Annotated in this window: 11 protein-coding genes; all 11 read right to left on the minus strand. The window is 62.5% G+C overall.

Annotated features, from left to right (window positions below; translation table 11 throughout):
* Positions 1-10 precede the first annotated feature (10 nt).
* The gene (locus tag J5286_RS27760) at positions 11-2,017 is read right to left on the minus strand and encodes an ABC transporter ATP-binding protein/permease (RefSeq protein WP_209193197.1); all 2,007 of its coding nucleotides are present in this window, start codon (positions 2,015-2,017) and stop codon (positions 11-13) included.
* A 53-nt stretch (positions 2,018-2,070) separates the two neighbouring features.
* On the minus strand, positions 2,071-2,304 hold the full coding sequence (locus J5286_RS27765; protein ID WP_209193198.1) for a hypothetical protein: 234 nt from the start codon (positions 2,302-2,304) through the stop codon (positions 2,071-2,073).
* A 146-nt stretch (positions 2,305-2,450) separates the two neighbouring features.
* A complete protein-coding gene (locus J5286_RS27770; protein WP_209193199.1) occupies positions 2,451-2,903 on the minus strand; it encodes a hypothetical protein in 453 nt (150 codons plus the stop codon).
* A gap of 65 nt (positions 2,904-2,968) precedes the next feature.
* A complete protein-coding gene (locus J5286_RS27775; RefSeq protein WP_209193200.1) occupies positions 2,969-4,507 on the minus strand; it encodes a SpoVR family protein in 1,539 nt (512 codons plus the stop codon).
* A gap of 12 nt (positions 4,508-4,519) precedes the next feature.
* Positions 4,520-5,839, minus strand: a complete 1,320-nt coding sequence (locus J5286_RS27780) for a YeaH/YhbH family protein (RefSeq protein ID WP_113177380.1) — start codon at positions 5,837-5,839, stop codon at positions 4,520-4,522.
* A 37-nt stretch (positions 5,840-5,876) separates the two neighbouring features.
* Positions 5,877-7,826, minus strand: a complete 1,950-nt coding sequence (locus tag J5286_RS27785; RefSeq protein WP_018896655.1) for a PrkA family serine protein kinase — start codon at positions 7,824-7,826, stop codon at positions 5,877-5,879.
* 283 nt (positions 7,827-8,109) lie between these two features.
* Positions 8,110-10,539 carry a glucose/quinate/shikimate family membrane-bound PQQ-dependent dehydrogenase gene (locus J5286_RS27790; RefSeq protein ID WP_209193201.1) on the minus strand — a complete coding sequence of 810 codons (2,430 nt, stop codon included), beginning with the start codon at positions 10,537-10,539 and terminating at the stop codon, positions 8,110-8,112.
* 426 nt (positions 10,540-10,965) lie between these two features.
* A complete protein-coding gene (locus tag J5286_RS27795; RefSeq protein WP_209193202.1) occupies positions 10,966-11,535 on the minus strand; it encodes a hypothetical protein in 570 nt (189 codons plus the stop codon).
* A gap of 128 nt (positions 11,536-11,663) precedes the next feature.
* On the minus strand, positions 11,664-12,602 hold the full coding sequence (gene speB, locus J5286_RS27800) for an agmatinase (protein ID WP_209193203.1): 939 nt from the start codon (positions 12,600-12,602) through the stop codon (positions 11,664-11,666).
* Between the two features lie 50 nt (positions 12,603-12,652).
* Positions 12,653-13,894, minus strand: coding sequence for a flavin monoamine oxidase family protein (locus tag J5286_RS27805; RefSeq protein ID WP_209193204.1), 1,242 nt, complete (start codon positions 13,892-13,894; stop codon positions 12,653-12,655).
* 157 nt (positions 13,895-14,051) lie between these two features.
* Positions 14,052-21,059: a beta strand repeat-containing protein gene (locus J5286_RS27810; RefSeq protein WP_245206601.1), complete on the minus strand. Its 7,008-nt coding sequence runs from the start codon at positions 21,057-21,059 to the stop codon at positions 14,052-14,054.
* Positions 21,060-21,244: the final 185 nt, after the last annotated feature.

Below are 21,244 nucleotides of genomic sequence, written 5' to 3' on the forward strand. Positions count from 1 at the left end.
TTTGGGTGGTTCACTGCTTAGCACCGTCAGGCTCAGGCGTTCCGCCGCCACTGCGTCGGCTTCGATGTCGCACAAGGCGTGACAGCACGTTGCGCTTTTTCCTCTTCCGCGGGATCAAATCGACGTCGCTCACAAGCCTTGCGCCACCATCGCGCTTTTCCAACGTGATCTTGCGGCTATGAAACGCCTCCAGCTCGACCCGGTGCCCGACGCTTAGAATGGTGGCCTTTGGCAATTCGGCAATCAGCATCTCCATGAGCCGATCCTGGCTCTTTTCGTCGAGAGCCGAGGTCGCTTCATCGAGAACGATGATATCGGGATCGTGCAGCAACAGTCTGGCAAATGCCAGCCGCTGCTTTTCGCCGCCTGATAGTGTTTGATCCCAAGGCGCCTCGTCTTCGATCCTCTCTTTCAGATGGCCGAGGCCGACCTGCTCCAGAACGCCACCAATCTCCTCGACCGTCCATGTGTCGGCGCCCGCCGGATAGGTGACGGCCCTGCGCAGCGTCCCCGATGGGATGTATGGTCGCTGCGGCAGCATGAAGAGGCGTTTGTCGGGGCGGAAATTGACGGCGCCATCGCCCCATGGCCAGAGACCGGCGATTGCCCGCACCAAGGTGCTTTTGCCGGATCCGGACTCACCGGCCACAAGCACTCGCTCCCCTGGCTGTATCTCAACCTCCGTCTCCTTGACCACGGCTGTACCATCGCCCAGCGAGACGGAGAGATCGTTCAAACTGAGGATCGCATCGCCTTCAGTTTCGCCGCGTTTGATACGTCCAAGCGCATCGCTCTGCTCGGCCCGCTCCAATCCATCGATAGACATCATCAAGGACGCGACGCGCCTTGCGCATGCGTTCCAGTCGGCAAGGCGCGGGTAGTTGTCGACAAGCCATCCGAATGCGCTCTGGACGATGGTGAAAGCCGACGCGGCCTGCATGACCTGGCCCAGGCTCATGCTGCCATCTAGGAATTTGGGCGCGCACAGCAGAACAGGCACGACGGGCGCGATCAGCATCGAGCCGTGCGAAACAAGTGTCGTTCGCATGTACTGACGCGCAAGCAGCGCCCACTGGTGCAGAACGTTCCCGAAGGTCTTGTCCAGATCGTTGCGCTCTTCGTCTTCGCCGCCAAGCAAAGCGATGCTCTCGCCATTCTCGCGCACACGCGTCAGCGTGTAGCGAAATTCGGCCTCGACCTGGTTCTTGGCTTCCGAGACCTTGACGAAGTGGCGGCCGATGTAAGCGATCGAGGTCGATGTGATGACGGCGTAGAGAACGGCCGTGACGACGAGAAAGCCGGGAATGGTGATCACAGTTCCCGCAATCGGCAGAGACAATGCTCCACCGATCATCCAGAGCACCACGATAAAGGTCGAAGCGGAGACGAAGGCGGCTATGACGCCGGCGACGAAATCGACGGGGGATTCGGTGGCGATGCGCATGTCCTCGGAAATGCGCGCCTCCGGATTCTTGTGGTCACCGCCGATGAGATTGAGTTGATAGTAGCGGCCACTGGCCAGCCAGCGTCCGATGAGCGCTTTCGTCAGCCATGACCGCCAACGCCGCTGCATCTTCATGCGCATGTAGACCTGAATGGTGACGAGACCGACGCTTCCCAACACGAGCGGCGGGAAGAGTGCGCCGAGAAAATAGACCGTGGGCGCATCGCGCTTCTCGATGGCATCGAAAAGGCCGCGGTTCCAGACGTTTATGCCGTATTGGAAGCCGACATTCAGCCCGATGAGGGCCAGCAGGCCGATGGATAGTGGCCAAGCCAGGGTATCACCGCGCCGCGTCCAGTATCCACGCGCGCTGATCCAGAATCTCTTGAGCAGGTAAGCCTTGCGTGCCGCCTCGACTTCCTCCGGCGTCATGTCGTCTTCGGGTTTCGGGATGTCCGGTGGAGGGTCTATGTCCGCCACATCGGGCGTCGGCTCCTGATCATGGACCGGGTTTACGTCATCAGCCGATCGGGTGCCGCCAGTCTTGGTCGGATCAATATCATCGTCCCTCATAAGGCGTTAAACGTTCTGAAAATCAGAAAGTTTCAAAGCCGGAGCAGAGTGGCTCAGTGCTTACCACGCGGCTCATCGCTTTCGTCAACGATCGATGGCAGGAATGACTGGACTTCGGCGCGCTCCCTTTCGGGAAGTGTTGCGATCTCGGTCTGCCAGAAGCGCTCGGCTTCCGGCGTGTCTTTGTCCCAGGCTCGCGTCGAGGCCTTGTTGTCGTCAAAAGCTGCCAACCGCCGCCCTCCAAGATGGCGGTACTCGTCTGCTGTCTGCTTGGCGCGGTTGATCATCTTTGTCTCCTTTCCAGAGCCCGGGGACAAAGCGCCCGACGCTGCAAGCGCTTTGCCACAGGAGAGTCTCGGATGGGGTTTATTCCGAGATATTTGTTGAACGAGGTTTCCAGCAGGTTTGTTCCCGGCCGGCCTTGGCACAGATGCTAAACCTGAACGGATATGATCGTATCCACGGACACCGATCCGTCGATGACGCCTCTTCTCAGGTCCCGGCGTCCATGTTCGATCTCAATCACGGTGTAGAGCTTGTCGTCCCTGAAGGCGCTGGCGTTGATTGTCGTTACGTCATCCGCCGGTGCGGTGTCGACTTCCATGAAGTCGAGTTCCTTGGATGCCGCGACGATGCGAGCGTCCCCCGCCGTGCGGGCGGCAACTACGATGTTGCCATGTCCGGGCGAATTGTCCCAACGCGGATCGTTTGGCTCGGCAATGGGCTCGAGACGGTAGATGTTGAGAGCTTCACCCTCTCCCACTGCCTCGGAACCCGCGCGTGCGGCGTCTTCGATCTGTGCCTGGCTTTCGACCGATTTTCCGAAAGTATTTGCGGTCGTGGCATTGTTGGCGGCGCTTTCGCCGTTTCGTACGACGTTGGACATGGCTTTCTCCTTCTCTTGAATGGAAAACGAGAAGGATCCGATGTCGTTCCGTCGATGAGTGCCGGCTAGCCCGTCGAATGATCGTAGAGAACGTTGCCGGTCGCGCCATCGACGCCGGAGAGGCTGACCTCGTATCCCCAGAGATGACGGATATGGGTGAGAGTTTCGTTCCGGCTGGTCTCTTCGAGAAGCAGGCCGTCATTGACCGTGTGCTTCAGCCGAAGCCGGCGGTCGCCGAGGAGATCGACGTCGACGACCTGAATATCGGGCTGCCTGGCGCTGACATCGTAGCTGCGGGCGAGAGCCGAGCGGATCTCCGCGTAGCCGCGTTCGTTGTGGATGGATGAAACCTCGCAGAATTTGTCGGCCGCCATATCCGACAGCCTGAAGAGCCGGAATTTGCGGATCACGGCCGGGCTCAGATATTGCAGGATGAAGGATTCATCGCGGTGGTTCGCCCATGCGTCGCGCAGCGTGCCCATCGGATCGTTGTTGCCGGCCATGGAGGGAAACCAGTTCCGGTCCTCGTCCGTCGGATTGGTGCAGATGCGCTCGATGTCCTGCATCATCGCGAAGCCGAGCGCATAGGGGTTGATGCCTGAGAAACGGGGATCGTCGAAGCCCGGCTGGAAGACGACGTTGGAATGGCTGCTCAAGAGCTCCAGCATGTTGCCTTCGCTGATCTTGCCCTGATCGAACAGGCGATTGATGATCGTGTAGTGCACGTAGGTCGCGCACCCCTCGTTCATCACCTTGGTCTGCCGCTGCGGGTAGAAGTATTGGGCGATGATGCGCACGATCCTGAGGATCTCGCGCTGCCAGGGCTCGAGGATCAGACTGTGCTTCTCGATGAAGTAGAGAAGGTTCTCTTCCGGGAGGTTAAGCGCTTTCTTGCGTTCTGAGGCATTGCGCTCCGCCTCGTGCGGATCACGGCTGTCGACGGAAGAGGGTAGGGTGCGCCAGAGGTCGCTATAGGTCTGCTCCTCATATTCCAATCGTTCACGCGCCCGCTCGCGCACTTTCTCGGAGGAGAGGCGGGGAGGGCGGCGGTAGCGGAAGACGCCGTTGTCCATCAGCGCATGGGCGGAATCGAGGATTGCCTCGACCGCCTCGGTGCCGTGTCGCTCCTCGCATTTGGCAATATATTTCTTGGCGAAGTCCATATAGCCGAGAATGGCACCGGCATCCGTCCACTGGCGGAACAGATAGTTGTTCTTGAAGAAGTGGTTATGCCCGAAAGAGGCGTGGGTGATGACCAGCGTCTGCATGGCCATCGTGTTTTCCTCCATCAGATAGGCGATGCAGGGGTTGGAATTGATGACGATCTCATAGGCGAGCCCCCGGTGGCCCTTGCGATAGAGGCTGTCCTCGTAAATGAAGCGCTTGCCGAAGGACCAGTGCTGGTACATCAGCGGCATGCCGACCGAGGAATAGGCGTCGAGCATCTGTTCGGATGAGATGATCTCCAGCTGGTTTGGGTAGATATCGAGCCCCATCTCGCCGATCGCGATATCCTGGATGGCGTCGTGGACGATCGATAGTGTTCCGAAATTCCAGTCGGAGCCCTCAAACAGCAGCTCGGAACTCTCCGCTCGCTTCGCCATATCGGTCTTCCCTCAGTTATGCGTACGCGCGCCGGCTTTGCGGCTGAAGAGCTTGCGAAAGACCGGGTAGATATTGCCTGGTCTTGCGATGCGGGCCATGTGGAAATTGGGGACCTCGCCATCGACGGTGCGGTAGGCGCGCCATAGCGAAGTGCCGTTGTCGGTGGCGCCGAATATCTCGGTCTCGCGCTCGTCGATAATCTCGACATAGGCGTAATATTGGCAAAGCCGCATCAGATCGCCGCGCAGGAGTGCCGCGCAACGCTCGGAATCGCCGCTGCTATTGTCGCCGTCGGAAGCCTGGGCCGCGTAGATGTTCCACATGTCGGCCGGGTAGCGCGCCTCGATGATCCGCTGCATCTCCTCGAGTGCCGTGGAAACCACCGTGCCACCGCTCTGCTTGCTGTAGAAGAAGGTCTCCTCGTCGACCTCATGCGCCTCGTCGGTGTGCCGGATGAAGATGATATCGATCCGGCCGTAACGGCGCTTGAGGAAGAGGTGCAGCAGCACGAAGAAGCGCTTGGCGAGATCCTTCTCCCGCTCGCCCATCGAGGCCGAGACGTCCATCAGGCAGAACATCACGGCGTTCGCATTCGGCACCGGCTGGCGCTCGAAGCGGTTGAACCGAACGTCGACGGGATCGACATAGGAAATCCGCCGGCGGCGGCGCTCGAGTGTCGCCAGATCTTCGCGCAAAGCCGTCAGTTTGCGGCGGGTCTCGGCCGAGAGCGGCGTCTCGGCTTCGAGAGCGGCGATCTCGTCGGTGATCAGCTTCACCTGCCGCTCGCTCGGTCGCTGCAGGGCCATGCGCCGGCCGAAGCTGTTGCGCATCGTGCGGCCGATATTGATATTGGTGGGGGAGCCCGAGGTGGTAAAGCCGACGCGTTGCGGCTTGAATGTCACCGTCTCCTTCAGGCTCAGCTTGACCAGATCGGGCAATTCCAGGTCCTCGAAGAAAAGATCGAGCACCTCCTCGCGCGACAGGATGAACTGAAAATCGTCATCGCTTCCGCCGCCGCCCGCGCCATGTCCGCCACCGCCACCCGCGCCGCCATCGGGCTTCGAGATACGGTCGCCCGCCGAAAACTCCTTGTTTCCCGGCAACACATGTTCCCGGTTGCCCGACGTGGAAGAGGGGCGGAAGCTCGGCTCACCGGCGCCGCGCGCGGGCATCGGAACACCATGGGCGGTGTCGACATCCGCTATCTTGTCGGATTTGATCTGATCCTTGATCGCCCGCTTCAGCTCGTCGCGGGCGCGTTTCAGGAATCGTTGCCGGTTACCGAGGCTCTTGTCCTTCGGGTTAAGCCGGCGGTCGATGAAATTCGGCATGCGCCAATCCCTCGCTTTGGCTCCGGTTTTGGCATCGTCAACCGGCCTTGTTCACCCGCATGTACCAATCGACCAGTCGGCGGACCTGGCGCGCGGTGTAGCCACGCTCGATCATCCGCTGAACGAATTCGTCATGCTGCTTCTCGGTCGAGCTGTCCTTCTTGGAGCCGAAGCTGATGACGGGCAGCAGATCCTCGACCTGACCGAACATCCGCTTTTCGATCACCTCGCGCAGTTTCTCGTAGCTTGTCCATGCCGGATTGCGGCCGCCATTGCGCGCCCTTGCCCGCAGCGTGAACTTCACCACTTCGTTGCGGAAATCCTTGGGATTGGCGATGCCGGCAGGTTTTTCAATCTGCGAGAGCTCGCTGTCCAGGATTTCGCGGTTCAGAATCTGGCCGGTATCGGCATCCTTGAAATCCTGGTCCTCCAGCCAGGCATCCGCATAGGATATGTAGCGGTCGAAGAGGTTTTGGCCATATTCGCTATAGGATTCCAGATAGGCCTTCTGGATCTCGTGACCGATGAACTCGGCATAGCGGGTCGCGATCTCCGACTTGATGAAGTCGAGGTAACTCGCCTCCATTTCCTTCGGGAACTGCTCGCGCTTGATCGCCTGCTCGAGGATGTACATCAGGTGCACCGGATCGGCGGCGACTTCCTTGGTGTCGTAGTTGAAGGTCTCCGACAGCACCTTGAAGGCAAAGCGGGTGCTGATGCCATTCATGCCCTCGTCGACGCCGGCGACATCGCGATATTCCTGCACGGACTTCGCCTTGGGATCGGTGTCCTTCAGGTTCTCGCCGTCATAGACGCGCATCTTGGTGTAGAGTGGTGAGTTCTCATGCCGGATCAGGCGTGTCGCCACCGTGAAGCGGCTCAGATTTTCGAGAACCTCCGGTGCGCAGGCGCTCTTGGCGAGTTCGCTTTCGCGCAGCAGCTTCTCGTAGATCTGCCGTTCCTCGGTCACACGCAGGCAATAGGGCACCTTGACCACGAGGATACGGTCGAGGAAGGCCTCGTTGTTGCGGTTGTTCTTGAACTGCTGCCACTCGGATTCGTTGGAGTGGGCAACCACGATGCCCTGATAGGGGAAGGCGCCGAAGTTTTCGGTGCCGTTATAGCTGCCCTCCTGCGTTGCCGTCAGCAGCGGGTGCAGCACCTTGATCGGCGCCTTGAACATTTCGACGAATTCGAGCAACCCCTGCGTCGTGCGGTTGAGGCCGCCGCTGTAGGAATAGGCGTCGGGGTCGGCCTGGCTGTAGTTCTCCAGCTGCCGAATATCGACCTTGCCGACCAGCGCCGAGACGTCCTGGTTGTTCTCGTCACCCGGCTCGGTCTTGGCGATGGCGATCTGGCGAAGCCTTGAAGGCATCAGCTTGACGACGCTGAAGCGCGAGATGTCCCCGCCGATCTCGTCGAGCCGCTTGGTGGCCCAGGGGGAAATCAGTCCGGTGAGCCGGCGTCTGGCAATCCCGTACTTGTCTTCCAGGAGATCGGACATGCGCTCCGGCTGGAAGAGACCGAGTGGTGATTCGAAGACCGGGCTCACCTGTCCGTCGATCGCCAGCGTGTAGATGGGGAAGCGCTCCATCAGCTTCTTCAGCCGTTCGGCGAGAGACGACTTGCCGCCGCCTACGGGGCCTAACAGATAGAGGATCTGCTTACGCTCTTCGAGACCCTGCGCGGCATATCTGAAATAGCCGACAATCCGCTCGATCGTGTCTTCCATTCCATAGAAATCGGCAAAGGCGGGATAAATCTTGACGGTGCGGTTGGAGAATATGCGGCCTAATCGCTCATCGGCGCTGGTGTCGATTAGTTTAGGTTCACCAATGGCTTCCACCATGCGTTCCTGCGCGGTGGCATATAGTCGCTTGTCATCACGGCAGGCCAGGAGGTATTCCTGGAGACTTAGCTCTTCTTGCGCGGCGTTCGTATAGATCTCCGAAAACAGATCGAATACGTCGCTTTCGCTCTTCTGCATCTTTGCTCTCCCGCGGCCGGTTGAATGAGGACGGGATCGCTACGTGTCGGCTCGCGAGATAAGAACGCGTCAGACTATTTTATTACAATGCGCTTACGAAGTTCGGGACAGTCTGTAGCCGATAGCCGCGATACTCGTCAGACTCACATTATGCAGCCGACGTGGCAGATCGCCAAGGGCGCAGATAGGTTTTCACTCTTTTTTGCACGATATGTGACAAATCGCGTTCATGCACAAAAAAGGGGCCGCTCAGCGGCCCCTTTTTGTTGCTTTGCGCTGACGTTTAGTTCGGCAGAGCGTAGGCGATGACGTAGTCGCCACGGATATCCGACTGGCGTGCGCCGCCGGCCGAGATGATGACGTACTGCTTGCCTGTCTTCGGCGACTTGTAGGTCATCGGGCCGCCCTGGCTGCCGACGGGCAGACGGGCTTTCCAGACTTCCTTGCCGGTCGCCGTGCTGAAGGCGCGCAGGTAGAAGTCCTGCGTACCGGCTATGAAGATCAGGCCGCCCTGGGTGGCGAGCGTGCCGCCGAGCGTCGGCATGCCGATCGGGATCGGCAGACCCATCTTGATACCGAGCGGGCCGGTGTCTTCGACGGTGCCGACAGGAACCTGCCAGGCAATCTTCTGCGTCTTCATGTCGATCGCCGTCAGGCTGCCGAAGGGCGGAGCCTGGCAGGGAATGCCGAGCGCCGACAAGAAGCGGTTCTTGTCGACCGCGTAAGGCGTCCCCTTCATCGGCACGAGGCCCATGCCGGTGTTGACGGACTCACCACCGCTGTTGACGGCCTTGGTCGGTGCGGCTTCCTTCATCTGGATCCACAGGCCGAGGCGCATGTCGTTGACGAAGATGTAGTTGGAGTTCGGATCGGTCGAAAGGCCGCCCCAGTTCATGCCACCCAGCGAGCCCGGAAAGTTGAGCGCGAGGTCGGTGCCCGGAACCGTGTAGACGCCATCGTAGCGCATGCCCTTGAACGCGATGCGGCACAGCAGCTGGTCAAACGGCGTCGCACCCCACATGTCGCTTTCGGTCAGCGTCTTGGCGCCGATCTGCGGCATGCCGACGGAGAGCTTCTGGGTCGGAGCATAGGGCTCGTTCGGGATGTTGCCCGGCTTCACCGGGACATCGTCGACCTTGGTCAGCGGCTGACCGGTTGCACGATCAAGCACATAGAGCTGGCCAGCCTTGGTGCCGAACACCAGAGCCGGAACCGTCGTGCCATCGGCCTTCGGGAAGTCGATGAACGAAGGCTGCATCGGAACGTCGAAGTCCCACAGATCGTTGTGAACGGTCTGGTAGACCCACTTCTCACGACCGGTGGTGGCGTCGAGCGCCAGCATCGAGGCACCGTACTTGTGGTCGAGATCGGTGCGGGTCGCGCCGTAAAGGTCGACCGATGGGCTACCAACCGGCATGAAGACGGTGTTGGAAGCCGGATCATAGGACATCGACGCCCAGACGTTCGGGGTCGAACGCGTGTAACTTTCGCCCGGAGGCGGCAGGAGCGTGATGTTGGGGTTGCCCGGGTCGAATGCCCAACGCAGCTGACCGGTCACGACATCGAAGCCGCGCATGACGCCGCCAGGCATGTCGGTGCTGACGTTATCGGCAACGCGGCCGCCAACGACGACGGTGGTGCCGGCAAGCGTCGGCGCCGAGGTCAGAACGTAGCTCGGATCAGCCGCCTGGCCCATGCCGACCTTGAGGTCGACGCGGCCGTTGGTGCCGAAATCGGGGCAGAAAGCGCCGGTGTCGGCGTCGAGCGCGATCAGCTCGGCGGTGATCGTGTTCATCAGGATGCGGCGTTCGCAAAGCGCGCCGGGTGCGACGTTAACCGCGGTAACCGGTGTGGAGTTCGGTGCCGAAGGCTGTTCGAGCGCACGCGTCGCATCGAAATAAGCGAGGCCGCGGCAACGCATCCAGACCGACGACTTGGCGTTGATCTCGGTCTTCCAGATTTCCTTGCCGGTATCGGCATCGATCGAGATGACGTTGTTGTGCGGGGTGCACACGAACACGCGATCGCCGACCTGCAGCGGGGTTTCCTGGTCTTCCGCGCCGTTGGCGCCGGGGCTGATCGGCGTGTCGCCGGTGTGGTATTCCCACGCAACCTTCAGATCGTTGACGTTATCGACGTTGATCTGGTCGAGCGCCGCGAAGCGGCTGCCGCCCGAGGTGTTGCCGTAGGCTTCCCAGTTCTTCTGTTCGCGAGCAGGATCGACCGGCGTGCGGGCCGGGCCGGCGCCGCTGGCCACGACCGGCGGATGCGGAATGAACATGCCGTAGAAGGCTGCGCCGGTGCCAATCGCGAGGATTAGAGCAAGGCCGAACGAGGCGCCATAAGCGGGCGTGCGGCCAGCCGAGCGACGCAGCAGCGGGAAGGAGAGGGCAACGACGATGGAGCCGACGGCAATCGCCAGCAGGCGCGAGATCAGCGGCCAGAACTCAAAGCCGGCATCCCAGATGGCCCAGATGACCGAAAGAACGAAGACAAGGCCGAAGAGCAGGGCGCCCACCGGCTTGCGCCGGATGATGAGCAGGCCCGCGATAACAAGTCCGACGCCGGCGAGCAGGAAGTACCAGCTGCCGCCCAGCGAGACGAGCTTGCCGCCGCCGACCGCGAAAAACAGCCCGGCGAGCGTGATGATCGCGCCGAGCAATACCAACCACAGGCGACCTAGCAGCGCCGGTGGGTTCGGTGATTTATCCATTGAATAGCCTCATTGCATATCCGGCAAACGAAAATGGAAAGCCCGCAACGCGAAATGCTCGCCGCGCTCGTCCGCCGTTCGGTTAGTTGTCTTAACGACAGCAGGCGAAAAGTTGCGATGTCGAGCACACGCAGGCGGGCGAACCGTGATCTACGAAAAGCGGCGCGCTCCGCGCCCATTCGGGAAATCTGCAAAAGTCCATCAGGCTCGTCCTACGTGGTTCGAAGTTCACGCGTCAGGCACCGACGGAGGGAGACAGCACCTTAACGTCTCCAACCCTGAGCGCGGATATATCGCCAGCGACGGCTTGGTGGCAAGAGCTATTTTAGAAGAGTAAACAATAGCCCGTGAGGGCGTTGCGCACGAGGCTTTCGCGTCAGCGACGGCAGCTGGACTTCATACCTTATCTGCTTGGCCGGTCCTGATTTAGAACGGGTTCGTCGCGGCGCTTTCGATCTTCACCGGCTTCTTGTTCGACAGCCGTTCGATGCAGCCGGCATAGGTCGCGTGCATGGGATAGATGCGCGAGGTCGGAATGACCCAGTCGGGCTCGTTACCCTGGAACGAGACGTTGATATCGGCCATTCCACTAAGTGCGGCGCGAATAATGCCCTGAACGCCGCCCGCGTTGGAATTTCCAGGCAGGCTCCAGACCCGTAGGCTCTTGTTGTCAGCGCCGATGGCGGGCACCTCCATGCTGTTGCTCTTGCCCGTCACCGAAACCTTGGTGGCGAGATGGTCCGGGAGCGACCATGCCTCGTTCTTGATGATCCACGACGCATCCTTGAGGCTTTCGCGGAACTCGACGGTCTTTCCCGTCATGCTGTCCCAAACTAGCGCGCAATACGGCTCGCCGCCATTATGGATATAGCCGATCGACCATTGACGCGACGATCCAATCCATTCCTCGGTACCGTTGGCAACCAGCGGAGCGCCGGCGCTGAAGAGAGCGGCGGCAAGAACAACTCTCGTGGAAAGAACGGCGAGCGGTATCATTTTCCGTACCTCGGTGCAAACACGGCTTGGTCTTCAGGCATTGCCCTTGAACAGTCCTTGTCGCACGAACAGGTTTCAAACCGGTGAATCGCCGCGCTTCCCTCTCGTTGCCGTCGCCCGTCTGTGTGTCAGGGAAGGACACACAGCATCTCGTAGAGCAGATTTGCGGCGATCAGCGCCGTGTTGCCCGAGGGGTCGAATGGCGGTGAAACCTCGACCAAATCACCGCCGACAAGGTTCAACCCGGCGCAGCCACGGATGATCTCGAGTGCCTGCCATGTCGTGAGACCACCGATCTCGACCGTTCCCGTGCCCGGCGCAAAGGCCGGATCGAGGCTGTCGATGTCGTAGGTCAGGTAAACAGGTGTCGAACCGATCTTTGCGCGGATCTCTTCCATCAGGGGCTTCAGCGATTTGCCCCAGCACTCCTCGGCCTGAACGACCGTCCAGCCCTTGCCGCGGGCCCAATCGAAGTCCTCGGGCGAATAGCCGGTGCCGCGCAGGCCGATCTGGAACACCTTGTCGTTGACGAGGAGCCCGTCGTCATAGGCGCGGCGGAACGGCGTGCCGTGGGCGATCTTCTCGCCGAACATCTCGTCGTTGGTGTCGGCATGGGCGTCGACATGGATCAGCGCCACGGGGCCGTGCTTCTTCGCGATCGCGCGCAGGATCGGATAAGTGAGTGTATGGTCGCCGCCGAGCGTCAGCGGGATACAGGGATGGGTCAGGAGGTCGTCGTAGAAGGCGGTGATGATATCGACCGACTTCTTGAGATCGAAGGTGTCGATCGGCACGTCGCCGATATCGGCCACCTGCATCCGGGCGAAGGGCGCCGCACCTGTCGCCATGTTGTAGGGACGCAACATGCAGGATTCCTGCCGGATCTGGCGTGGACCAAGGCGGGTGCCCGGCCGGTTGGAGGTGCCGACGTCGAGCGGAATCCCTACGAAACACGCGTTAAGACCCTCCGCCGTCGCCTGGCTCGGCAGCCGCATCATCGTCGCCGGACCGGCGAAGCGGGGCATATCGTTGCCGCCGAGCGGCTGGTTGAACGTGTGGTCCGGCATGGCTTCGTCTCTCCTGATCGCGATGGATATGTCTTGGTGTCGTCCGGGCGCTACCCCGCAAGGGCGGCGATGACCTCGCGCGCGGCGCGCTCGCCGCTTTGCAGGGCGCCGTGGGCGGTTGAAAAGTCCGTGGTGTGGGTCGCTTCGCCGGCGAAGAAGACACGTTCGTCGTACGATCTGGCGAGCGTCAGGCGGGCGTCGGAATGGCTGGGCAGTGCATGGCTGTAGGCGCCGCCGATGGAAGTCGTCCTGGTCCAGTCCGATGCGATGAGCGGGCGGAGATTGCGACGGATATCGCTGCCGAACAGATGAGCGAGCTGATCTGTCGCGCGTGCGAATGCCGCTTCGTGCCCCTGCTCCGCCACGGCGCGCGCGCCGGCGCCGCCGAGAAAGCATTCGATTACGGGCTGGCCGAAGGGGCGGATATAGTAGCTTCCGGTCGATGCATCGCGGGGATCGCCGATAAGGTGCGTCTCGTCCTCGAATGGACCGGAGCCGATGATCTCGAGGAAGAGCTTCTCGTTCGCCCCAAGTGGCAAGCGCGCCGCCGCCTCTCGCCATGCATCGAATGCGGATGGCCAGCGGATCGTGTCTCCGGCCAGGATATTGGTGGAAGTGGTGACGATGACCGCGCGGGCGCGCACGTTGCCGACCGCTGTATCGACCTCGACGCGACGTCCGTCGAGCCCGATCGCCTCGACGGGCGTCGAAAGCCTCACCATCGCCTCTGCAGGCATGGCGGCGCTGACGAGTGCGCCATAGCCGGTTGCGACGCGCCAGTTGAAGTGCGTCGAGGCTCCGTCGTAGGCCGCGTAGTCCTTGCAGGAAATGCGCTCTAGTTCGTCGCCGCTGATATAGCCGCTCAGCGCTTGCAGATAGCTTGTCCAGCCGTCGGCCGGGTCGAGCGCATCGGCGGCGATGTCGGAGAGGGGCGGAGTGGTGGAGACCCGCTCCGTCCAATTCTCGAAGGCGATATGCGCCTCATCGCGCTCGGATGGAGTGAAGCCGAGATCGCGAAACTGCCCGCCCCAGGCGGATGGCTGGCGATCGACGGCGATGCCGGTCTCGCCGGCAATGCGGGTCCAGGGATTTCGATCGCCGGAGTGAAGCCAGCCGCAGCCAAGATCGACGACGCTGCCTGCTGCCGTTTTCGTCCAGGCACGGCCGCCCTTGCGGTCAAGAGCCTCGAGCACCAGCGTCTTCAGACCGGCCTTGGCGAGCGTTCGGGCCGCACCCGTGCCGGCCGCGCCGGCGCCAATGATCACAACATCGGGCTCTTCCATCATCGACATGGCCTAGGCGACTTTCCTTGCGGTCAACTGAATACGAACGTCTCCGCCACATGCTCCATAAATGGCTTGTCGATCAATGCCGTTTTCAGGCTCTTCTCTGAAACTACGAACCATTGCGGGCGCGGCATCGAATTCCGCCGCGCCCACAATCAGCTGCTTATCCCAGATAGGACATGATCACCGAGGCAACCTGAGACGATTCACTCGTGTCCGGCGATGCTGCGGCCGAGGTCGTTGTCTCCGACGGCGTGGTGGCCGTCGTCGTGGTCGTTGTCGCGGCGGCGGCGCTTGCGCCAGAGAGCGGGCCGTTGGTCAGCGCCTGCACCTGGGCAGAGGTCATCGCGTTGATCTGGGCCGGCGTGAAGGCTTCGGCCTGGCTCACCGTCAGCGCGCTGAGCGCTCTCGTGCTGAGCCCCGAAACCGCGCTGGAGCTGAGCGCGATGATGCTCTCGGGCGAGAAGCCCGCCAGGTCATCCTGGCCGAGCGCCGCGGCCTGAACGACGTTGAGCGCGCCGATCTGGGTGGTCGAGAGCATACCGATCTGCGCCGAGCTCATCGCCACGACCTGGCTATAGCTGAGCGCCGCCACCTGACCCGTGGTCAGCGCCGCGATGTCGTTCGACGGCAGGGTCGAGAACAGTGCCGTCGTCAGCCCCTTGATAGAAGCCGGCGTGATGGCCGCGAACTCCTCGGTCGACAGCGTCTGCAGCTGGTCGGTCGTCAAGCCGGCAAGCCCGGTCGAGCTCAGGGCCGCGATCTGGTCGGTGGAGAAGGTGCTGAACTGATCTGTGCTCAGCGCGTGAATCTGATCGCTGGTCAGGCCTGAAACCCCAGAACTTCCCAGAGCCGCGATCTCCTCGGTGGAGAGTGATGCGATGAAGTCCGTCGACAGTCCCTTCATGGCGCCAGAGCTGATCGCCGCCAGCTTAGCGGGCGTCAGTGCGTCGAGGCTGGACGAAGTCAGCCCCTTCAGCGCATCCGAACTGAGCGCCGCGATCTGGCTTGTCGAGAGCTTCTCCATCTGGTCGATGTTGAGCGCACCAGCCTGGGCGCTGCCGAGGCCGGCAATCCCCTTTGCGCTCAGCGCCGCCACCTGCTCGACCGAAAGCACGGCGATGTCGCCGGTGCTCAGTGCCGCGACCTGGGCCGAGCCCAGGGCGCCTATCTGGCCGGTCGACAGCATCTCGACCTGGCTTGTGCTCAGGGCCGCGATCTGGGCGGTTGAGAGCCCGGCAATACCCGCCGTGCTAAGCGCGCCGATCTGTTCGGCCGACAGCGAGGAGATCGTCGTCGGCGACAATCCGGAGATGGCGGCAGAGCTGATCGCGGCGATATCGGCCGTCGAGAAGCTGTCGAGATCATCCGTGCCGAGTGCTGCGATCTGCTTGGAGCTCAGCGCTCCCACCTGCAGGCTGGTCAGCGCTTCTGCCTGATCGACGCTGAGTGCGGCGATCTGGTCGGTGCTGAGGCCGGCGATGCCTGCGGTGCTGAGCGCCGCGATCTGGCTTGGCGAGAGTGAGGCAAGAGCCGCCGTCGACAGGCCGGAGATGGCCGACGAGCTGATCGCGGCGATCTCGGCCGTGGTGAAGCTGTCGAGATTGCCGGACGTCAGAACGGCGACCTGCCGTGAGGAGAGCGCGCCGATCTGGATGCTGGTCAGCGCCTCCATCTGGTCGCTATGCAGCGCAACCAGCTGGCTGGTCGAAAGCCCCGCTATGCCCGCGGTGCTCAGCGCCGCGATCTGCTCCGGCGAAAACGCGCCGATGTCGGCAGTGTTCAGCGCCGCGATCTGCTTGGAGGTCAGCGCGCCGACCTGGGCGGTTGTCAGTGCTTCCACCTGGTTGGTCCGCAGCGCGCCGATCTGGTCACTGGTGAGCCCGGCAATGCCGGTGGGGCTGAGGGCCGAGATCTGGTCGCCCGAGAGCGAGGCGATCGCCGATGTCGAAATCCCTGCGATCGCGCTGGAGGTGATCGCGGCCATGTCGGCTGTGCTGAAACTGTCGAGATCATCCGTTCCAAGTGCTGCGATCTGCTTCGAGTTCAGCGCGCCCACCTGAACGCTGGTGAAGGCCTCGACCTGGCGCACGCTGAGCGCGCCGATCTGATCGCTGGTCAGGCCGGCAATCCCCGCCGTGCCGAAGGCAGCGATCTGGTCGATCGAAAGCGCCGCGATACGGTCGGTGGCAAGGGCGGCGACCTGTTTAGAGCTCAATGCGCCGATCTGCGCTGTTGTCAGCACCTCCACCTGGTTGGATCCGAGCGCGGCCATCTGGCCGCTGGACAGACCTGAAATTCCGGCCGAGCTCATGGCGACGATCTGGGCGGTCGACAGTGCGCTGATCGCGGCGGTCGAAAGGCCAAGGATGGCGCCCGAGCCGATGGCGGCGATATCGGCGGTGGAGAAGTGCGAGAGGTCGTCCGTGCCCAGGGCTGCAATCTGCCTCGAGTTCAAGGCGCCGACCTGCAGGCTGGTCAAGGCCTCGGTCTGATCGGTGCTCAACGCCGCTATTTGATCGCTGCTGAGGCCGGGTATGCCCGTCGTGCTCAACGCGGCGACCTGCGCGGTCGTCAGCGATGCGAGGTCGTCGGTGCCAAGCGCTCCGATCTGCCGCGAGCTCAAGGCTGCGATCTGGCTCGTGGTCAGCGCGCCGATCTGGTCGCTGCTGAGCGCGCTGATGAGATCAACGGTCAGGCCGGCGATGCCAGCGGTGCTGAGTGCAGCGATCTGGCTTGTCGTCAGCGTCGCGAGTGCGGCGGCCGACAGGCCGGCGATGGCGCCGGAGTTGATCGCGGCGATGTTCTTCGCCGACAGGATGGCGATATCGTCGGTGCTGAGAGCCGCCGTCTGCTTCGAGCTCAGCGCTCCGATCTGCGCCGACGTCAACGCTTCCACCTGATCGGTGCGTAGCGCCGAGATCTGGCCGGTCGTCATCCCCGTGATCGCCGCCGTGTTCAGCGCCGCGATCTGGCTGCTTGAGAGCGCCGCGATCGTACCGGTCGAGAGGCCGATGATGGCGCTGGAGCCGATGGCCGCCATATCCTTGGTCGAGAAGGTTGCGATGTCATCGGCGGTGAGGGCGGCGAGCTGCGAAGAGCTCAGGCCGCTGATCTGGCTGCTCGTCAGCGCTTCCGCCTGGGCGGTGCTGAGCGCGGCAAGCTGCTGGGTGGTGAGACCCGCAATCGCATTCTTGCTCAGCGCGGCGATCTGGGCCGTCGTCAGGGCCCGGATCGTGTCCGTCGACATTCCCCCCAGCGCGCTTGATGTGATCGCGGCGATATCCTTGGTGGAGAAGGTCACGACATCATCCGGTCCGAGGACCGAGAGCTGGCTGGAATTCAGCGTTCCGACCTGGTTGGTGGTGAGCGCCTCCGCCTGTGCGGTGGAAAGCGCCGCCAGCTGCTGCGAGTTCAATCCCGCGATGCCGCCAACCGAGAGAGCGGCGATCTGCGCGGTGGAGAGTGCCGCGATGTCGTCCGTGCGCAGCGCGCCGACCTGGGAGGAGCTGAGGGCTGCCATCTGCTTGGTCGAAAGCGCCAGGATTTGTGTGTTGCTAAGGGCCGCGACCTGGCTGGTCGAGAGGCCGGAAACGCCGGACGAGCTCATGGCCGCCAGCTGCTGCGTGGTCAGTCCGGCCATGTCGCCGGTGCTGAGCCCCGCCACCTGCTTGGTGGTCATCGCCGCCATCTGGCTGGTGCTGAGCGCGCCAAGCTGCATGCTGCTCAGCGCGTCGATCTGATCGGATGTCAGGCCCGTGATGCCCGATGGCGTCAGGACGGCGATCTGGCCGGTCGAGAGAATGGCGACGTTGTCGCCGAGTGCTGCGACCTGCGCAGATGTGAGCGCCTTCACCTGTGCGGTCGAAAGCTTGGCGATCTGGTCCGTTCCGAGTGCTGCGACCTGCCCACTCGTGAGGCTGGCCAAAGCGCTGGTGCTCAGCAAGGCGATCTGGGCGGTGGTTAGGCCCGCAACCGCATCGGTGCCGAGGCCAGGCAGGCCCTTGTTGGTGATTGCCGCGATATCGGCGGTCGAGAAGGTCGCGATGTCCTCGGCTGAGAGCGCGGAGAACTGGACCGATGTCAGCGCCGCCACCTGAACGGGCGACAGCGTTTCGATCTGCGATGTGCTCATCGCACCGATCTGCAGGCTGGTGAGGCTGGCGATCGCGCTGGTGTTGAGCGCGGCGATCTGCTCGTTCGTAAGTCCTTCGATAGCGTCGCCGCTGAGGCCCGAGATAGCCTTGTTGGTGATCGCGGCGATATCTGCGGTGGAGAAGGTCGCGATGTCATCGGCGCCGAGGGCCGCCATTTGCGCGGAGCTCAAAACCTTCACCTGCGCCGGCGACAGGGCTTCGACCTGCGCGGTGCTGAGAGCGCCGATCTGGTCGCTTGTCAGGCTCGCGACCGCGCTCGTGCTCATGGCCGCGATCTGGGCAGTGGAAAGCGTTGCGAGCACATCCGTGGTTAGCCCTGGCAGGGCCTTGTTGGTGATCGCGGCGATATCGGCCGTCGAGAAGGTCGCGATGTCGCTGGCGTCGAGCGCGCCAAGCTGCAACGATGTCAGCGACAAGATCTGGAGCGGCAATAGAGCCTCGACCTGCGCCGAGCCGAGCGCGTTGATCTGGTCGGTCGTCAGGCTGGCGATCGATGTCGTGCTCAACGCGGCGATCTGGGCGGCGGAGAGCGCCGCGACCTGGTCCGTACCCAGGGTGGAAATCTGCAGAGTTTTAAGGACGCTGATCTGTGCGGTCGTCAGCGCGCCGATCTGCCCGGAGGACAGGCTGGTCACGTTGAGGCCGGGGACCGCCTTGCTGGAGAGCGCGGCGATATCGGCCGTCGAGAAGGTTGCGATGCCGTCTTCGCCGAGCGCCGAGAGCTGCAGCGAACTCAGCCATGCCACCTGCGCCGGAGTGAATGCCTCGACCTGGCTGGTGCTCAAAACCGCGAGCTGCGTCGTCTTCAGCGCGCTCACCTGGGCGGTCGTCAGCGAGGCAATCTGGCCGGTGGAAAAGGTTGCGATGATATCGGTGCTGAGACCGGGGATCGCCTTGCTGGTGATCGCGGCGATATCGGCTGTCGAGAAGGTCGCCATGTGATCGGCATCGATCGCGGCGAGCTGGACGGAGGTCAGCGATGCGACCTGTGCCGGCGTCAAAGCCTCGACCTGGTCGGTGCTGAGTGCTGCGATCTGCATGCTTGTGAGCCGCGGGATCGTCGTCGAGTTCAACGCCGCGATCTGGGCGGTGGAGAAGGTCGAGATGATATCGGTGGTCAGGCCGGTAACGGCCCTGCTGGTAATCGCGGCGATATCGTCGGTCGAAAAGGTCGCGAGGTGTTCGGCGTCGAACACCGCGAGCTGAACCGAACTCAGCGCCTTCACCTGCGTCGGCGACAGCGCTTCCGTCTGGTCCGTGGTCAGCGCAGCCAGCTGGTCCGTTCCAAGGTTCGCGATCTGCGCGGTGGACAGCGCCGCGATCTGCGCGGTGGACAGCGAATCCATGCTGAGCCCGGTAAAGCCCTTGCTGGTGATCGCGGCGATATCGGCTGTCGAGAAGGCTGCGATATCGTCGGCACCGAAGGCGGCGATCTGCGCCGCGCTCAGCGCCTTGACCTGCGCGGGCGTCAAGGCCTCGGCCTGCTCCACGCTCAGCGCGTCGATCTGGTCGGTCGTCAGGCTGGCGATTGCGGCAGTGCTCAGTGCTGCGATCTTGCCGGTCGAGAGACCTTCCAGCTGCCCGGTGCTGAAGCCAGCGATCTGTGCGCCCAGCGAGGTGATCTGGCTTGTCGAGAACGACGAAATCTGGTCGGCGCTCAAGGCTTCGAGCTGGCTGCCGGTGAGATTGGCGATCAGGCTTGTCGACATGGCGGCGATCTGGGCCGACGACAGCGCGCCGATCGCATCCGTGCTCAGTCCCGACATGGCGCGGCTGGAAATCGCGGCGATGGCGGCGGTCGAGAAGGCTTCGATGTCTGAGGCGTCGAGGGCCGCGAGCTGCCCGGAGCTCAGCGCCTTCACCTGTACCGACGATAGCGCCCGGAATTGTTCGTCGTTCAGGGCTCCGAGCTGCTCGGTCGTCAGGCTCGCGATCGAACCTGTGCCGAGGGCGGCGATCTGCTGGGTCGACAGCGCTGCGATGGAGCCCGGGCTGAGGCCTGCAATGGCCTTGCTGCTGATGGCCGCCATATCGGCGACCGAGAAGGCCGCGATGCCATCCTGGCTGAGAACGGCAAGCTGGTCGGAAGTGAGCGCCTTCACCTGTTGCGGCGTGAAGGCTTCGACCTGTTCGGGGCTGAGCGCTTCGATCTGTGAGGTTGTCAGGCTCGCCAGCGCGCTGGAGCTGAGCGCGGCGATATGGCCCGGCGAGAGCGCTTCGATCTGTCCGATATCGAGCGAGGCGAGCTGCGCCGTTGTCAGCGTGTTCGCCTGGGCAGTCGTCATCGCCGAGATCTGTTCGGGTGACAGGGCGGACAGGTTCAGGCCCTTCATGGCCTTGGTGTTGATCGCGGCAATATCCTCGAGCGACAGCATGGCGATGTCGTCAGGCCCGAGTGCTGCCAGCTGGGCTGAGGTCAGCGACGCCGTCTGCGCCGGCGTAAACGCTTCGACCTGATCGGCGCTCAATGCACCGACCTGGCTGCTCGTCAGCGACGCGACGGCGCTTGTGTTCAAGGCCGCGATCTGATCCGGAGACAGGGCCGCGAGTGCCGCCGTACCGAGACCCTGGATGGCCTTGGTGATGGCGGCGATATCGGCGGTCGAGAAGGTCGCGATGTCCTCGGGGCTGAGTGCCGCGAGCTGGGCGGTGGACAGCGCCTTGATCTGGTTCGGTGTCAGCGCTTCCGACTGCTCGGTCGTCAACGCGCCCAACTGCGACGTGGTAAGCGCCGAGACCTGGACGGATGTCAGGCTCTCGATGGCATATTTGTTGAGCGCGTGCAGCTGATCGAAGGTGAAGCCGACGATGGAGGTCTTGGCAATCGCGCTGAGCTGCTGCGAGTTCATCGCCTCGACGTCCTCGACATCAAGTGCCGCGATCTGAGAGGACGACAGGGCCTTGACCTGGGCCGTGGACAGCGACGCGATGTCGTCGGTTGTCCATGCTGCGACTGCCGCGGACGAAAGGGATCTGATCTGCGTTATCGTCAGCGTGGATGCAACGGTCGTCATGCTCATCAATCCCAAATGTTCAAATGGCGTCAATAAAAAGCCAGGTCGAAAGCCCGATAGCGAACGGCAGGCGGCTTTCGGCCCAAGGTCTGAATGAGGAATCGGTCACCCAAGCCCGCGCAGCTAAGAGCCGAAGGTAGGTTGTGTGGCTTGTCTGAACCTGAAATTGCAGGTGGTCTCTCCCC

Source organism: Rhizobium sp. 16-488-2b, from assembly GCF_017741815.1.
In the GTDB taxonomy this organism is placed as follows: domain Bacteria; phylum Pseudomonadota; class Alphaproteobacteria; order Rhizobiales; family Rhizobiaceae; genus Rhizobium.

Coding starts and splice junctions, on each gene's coding strand:
- J5286_RS27760 (WP_209193197.1), bottom strand. CDS start 2,017: ATGAGGGACGATGATATTGATCCGACCAAGACTGGCGGCACCCGATCG.
- J5286_RS27765 (WP_209193198.1), bottom strand. CDS start 2,304: ATGATCAACCGCGCCAAGCAGACAGCAGACGAGTACCGCCATCTTGGA.
- J5286_RS27770 (WP_209193199.1), bottom strand. CDS start 2,903: ATGTCCAACGTCGTACGAAACGGCGAAAGCGCCGCCAACAATGCCACG.
- J5286_RS27775 (WP_209193200.1), bottom strand. CDS start 4,507: ATGGCGAAGCGAGCGGAGAGTTCCGAGCTGCTGTTTGAGGGCTCCGAC.
- J5286_RS27780 (WP_113177380.1), bottom strand. CDS start 5,839: ATGCCGAATTTCATCGACCGCCGGCTTAACCCGAAGGACAAGAGCCTC.
- J5286_RS27785 (WP_018896655.1), bottom strand. CDS start 7,826: ATGCAGAAGAGCGAAAGCGACGTATTCGATCTGTTTTCGGAGATCTAT.
- J5286_RS27790 (WP_209193201.1), bottom strand. CDS start 10,539: ATGGATAAATCACCGAACCCACCGGCGCTGCTAGGTCGCCTGTGGTTG.
- J5286_RS27795 (WP_209193202.1), bottom strand. CDS start 11,535: ATGATACCGCTCGCCGTTCTTTCCACGAGAGTTGTTCTTGCCGCCGCT.
- speB (WP_209193203.1), bottom strand. CDS start 12,602: ATGCCGGACCACACGTTCAACCAGCCGCTCGGCGGCAACGATATGCCC.
- J5286_RS27805 (WP_209193204.1), bottom strand. CDS start 13,894: ATGTCGATGATGGAAGAGCCCGATGTTGTGATCATTGGCGCCGGCGCG.
- J5286_RS27810 (WP_245206601.1), bottom strand. CDS start 21,059: ATGACGACCGTTGCATCCACGCTGACGATAACGCAGATCAGATCCCTT.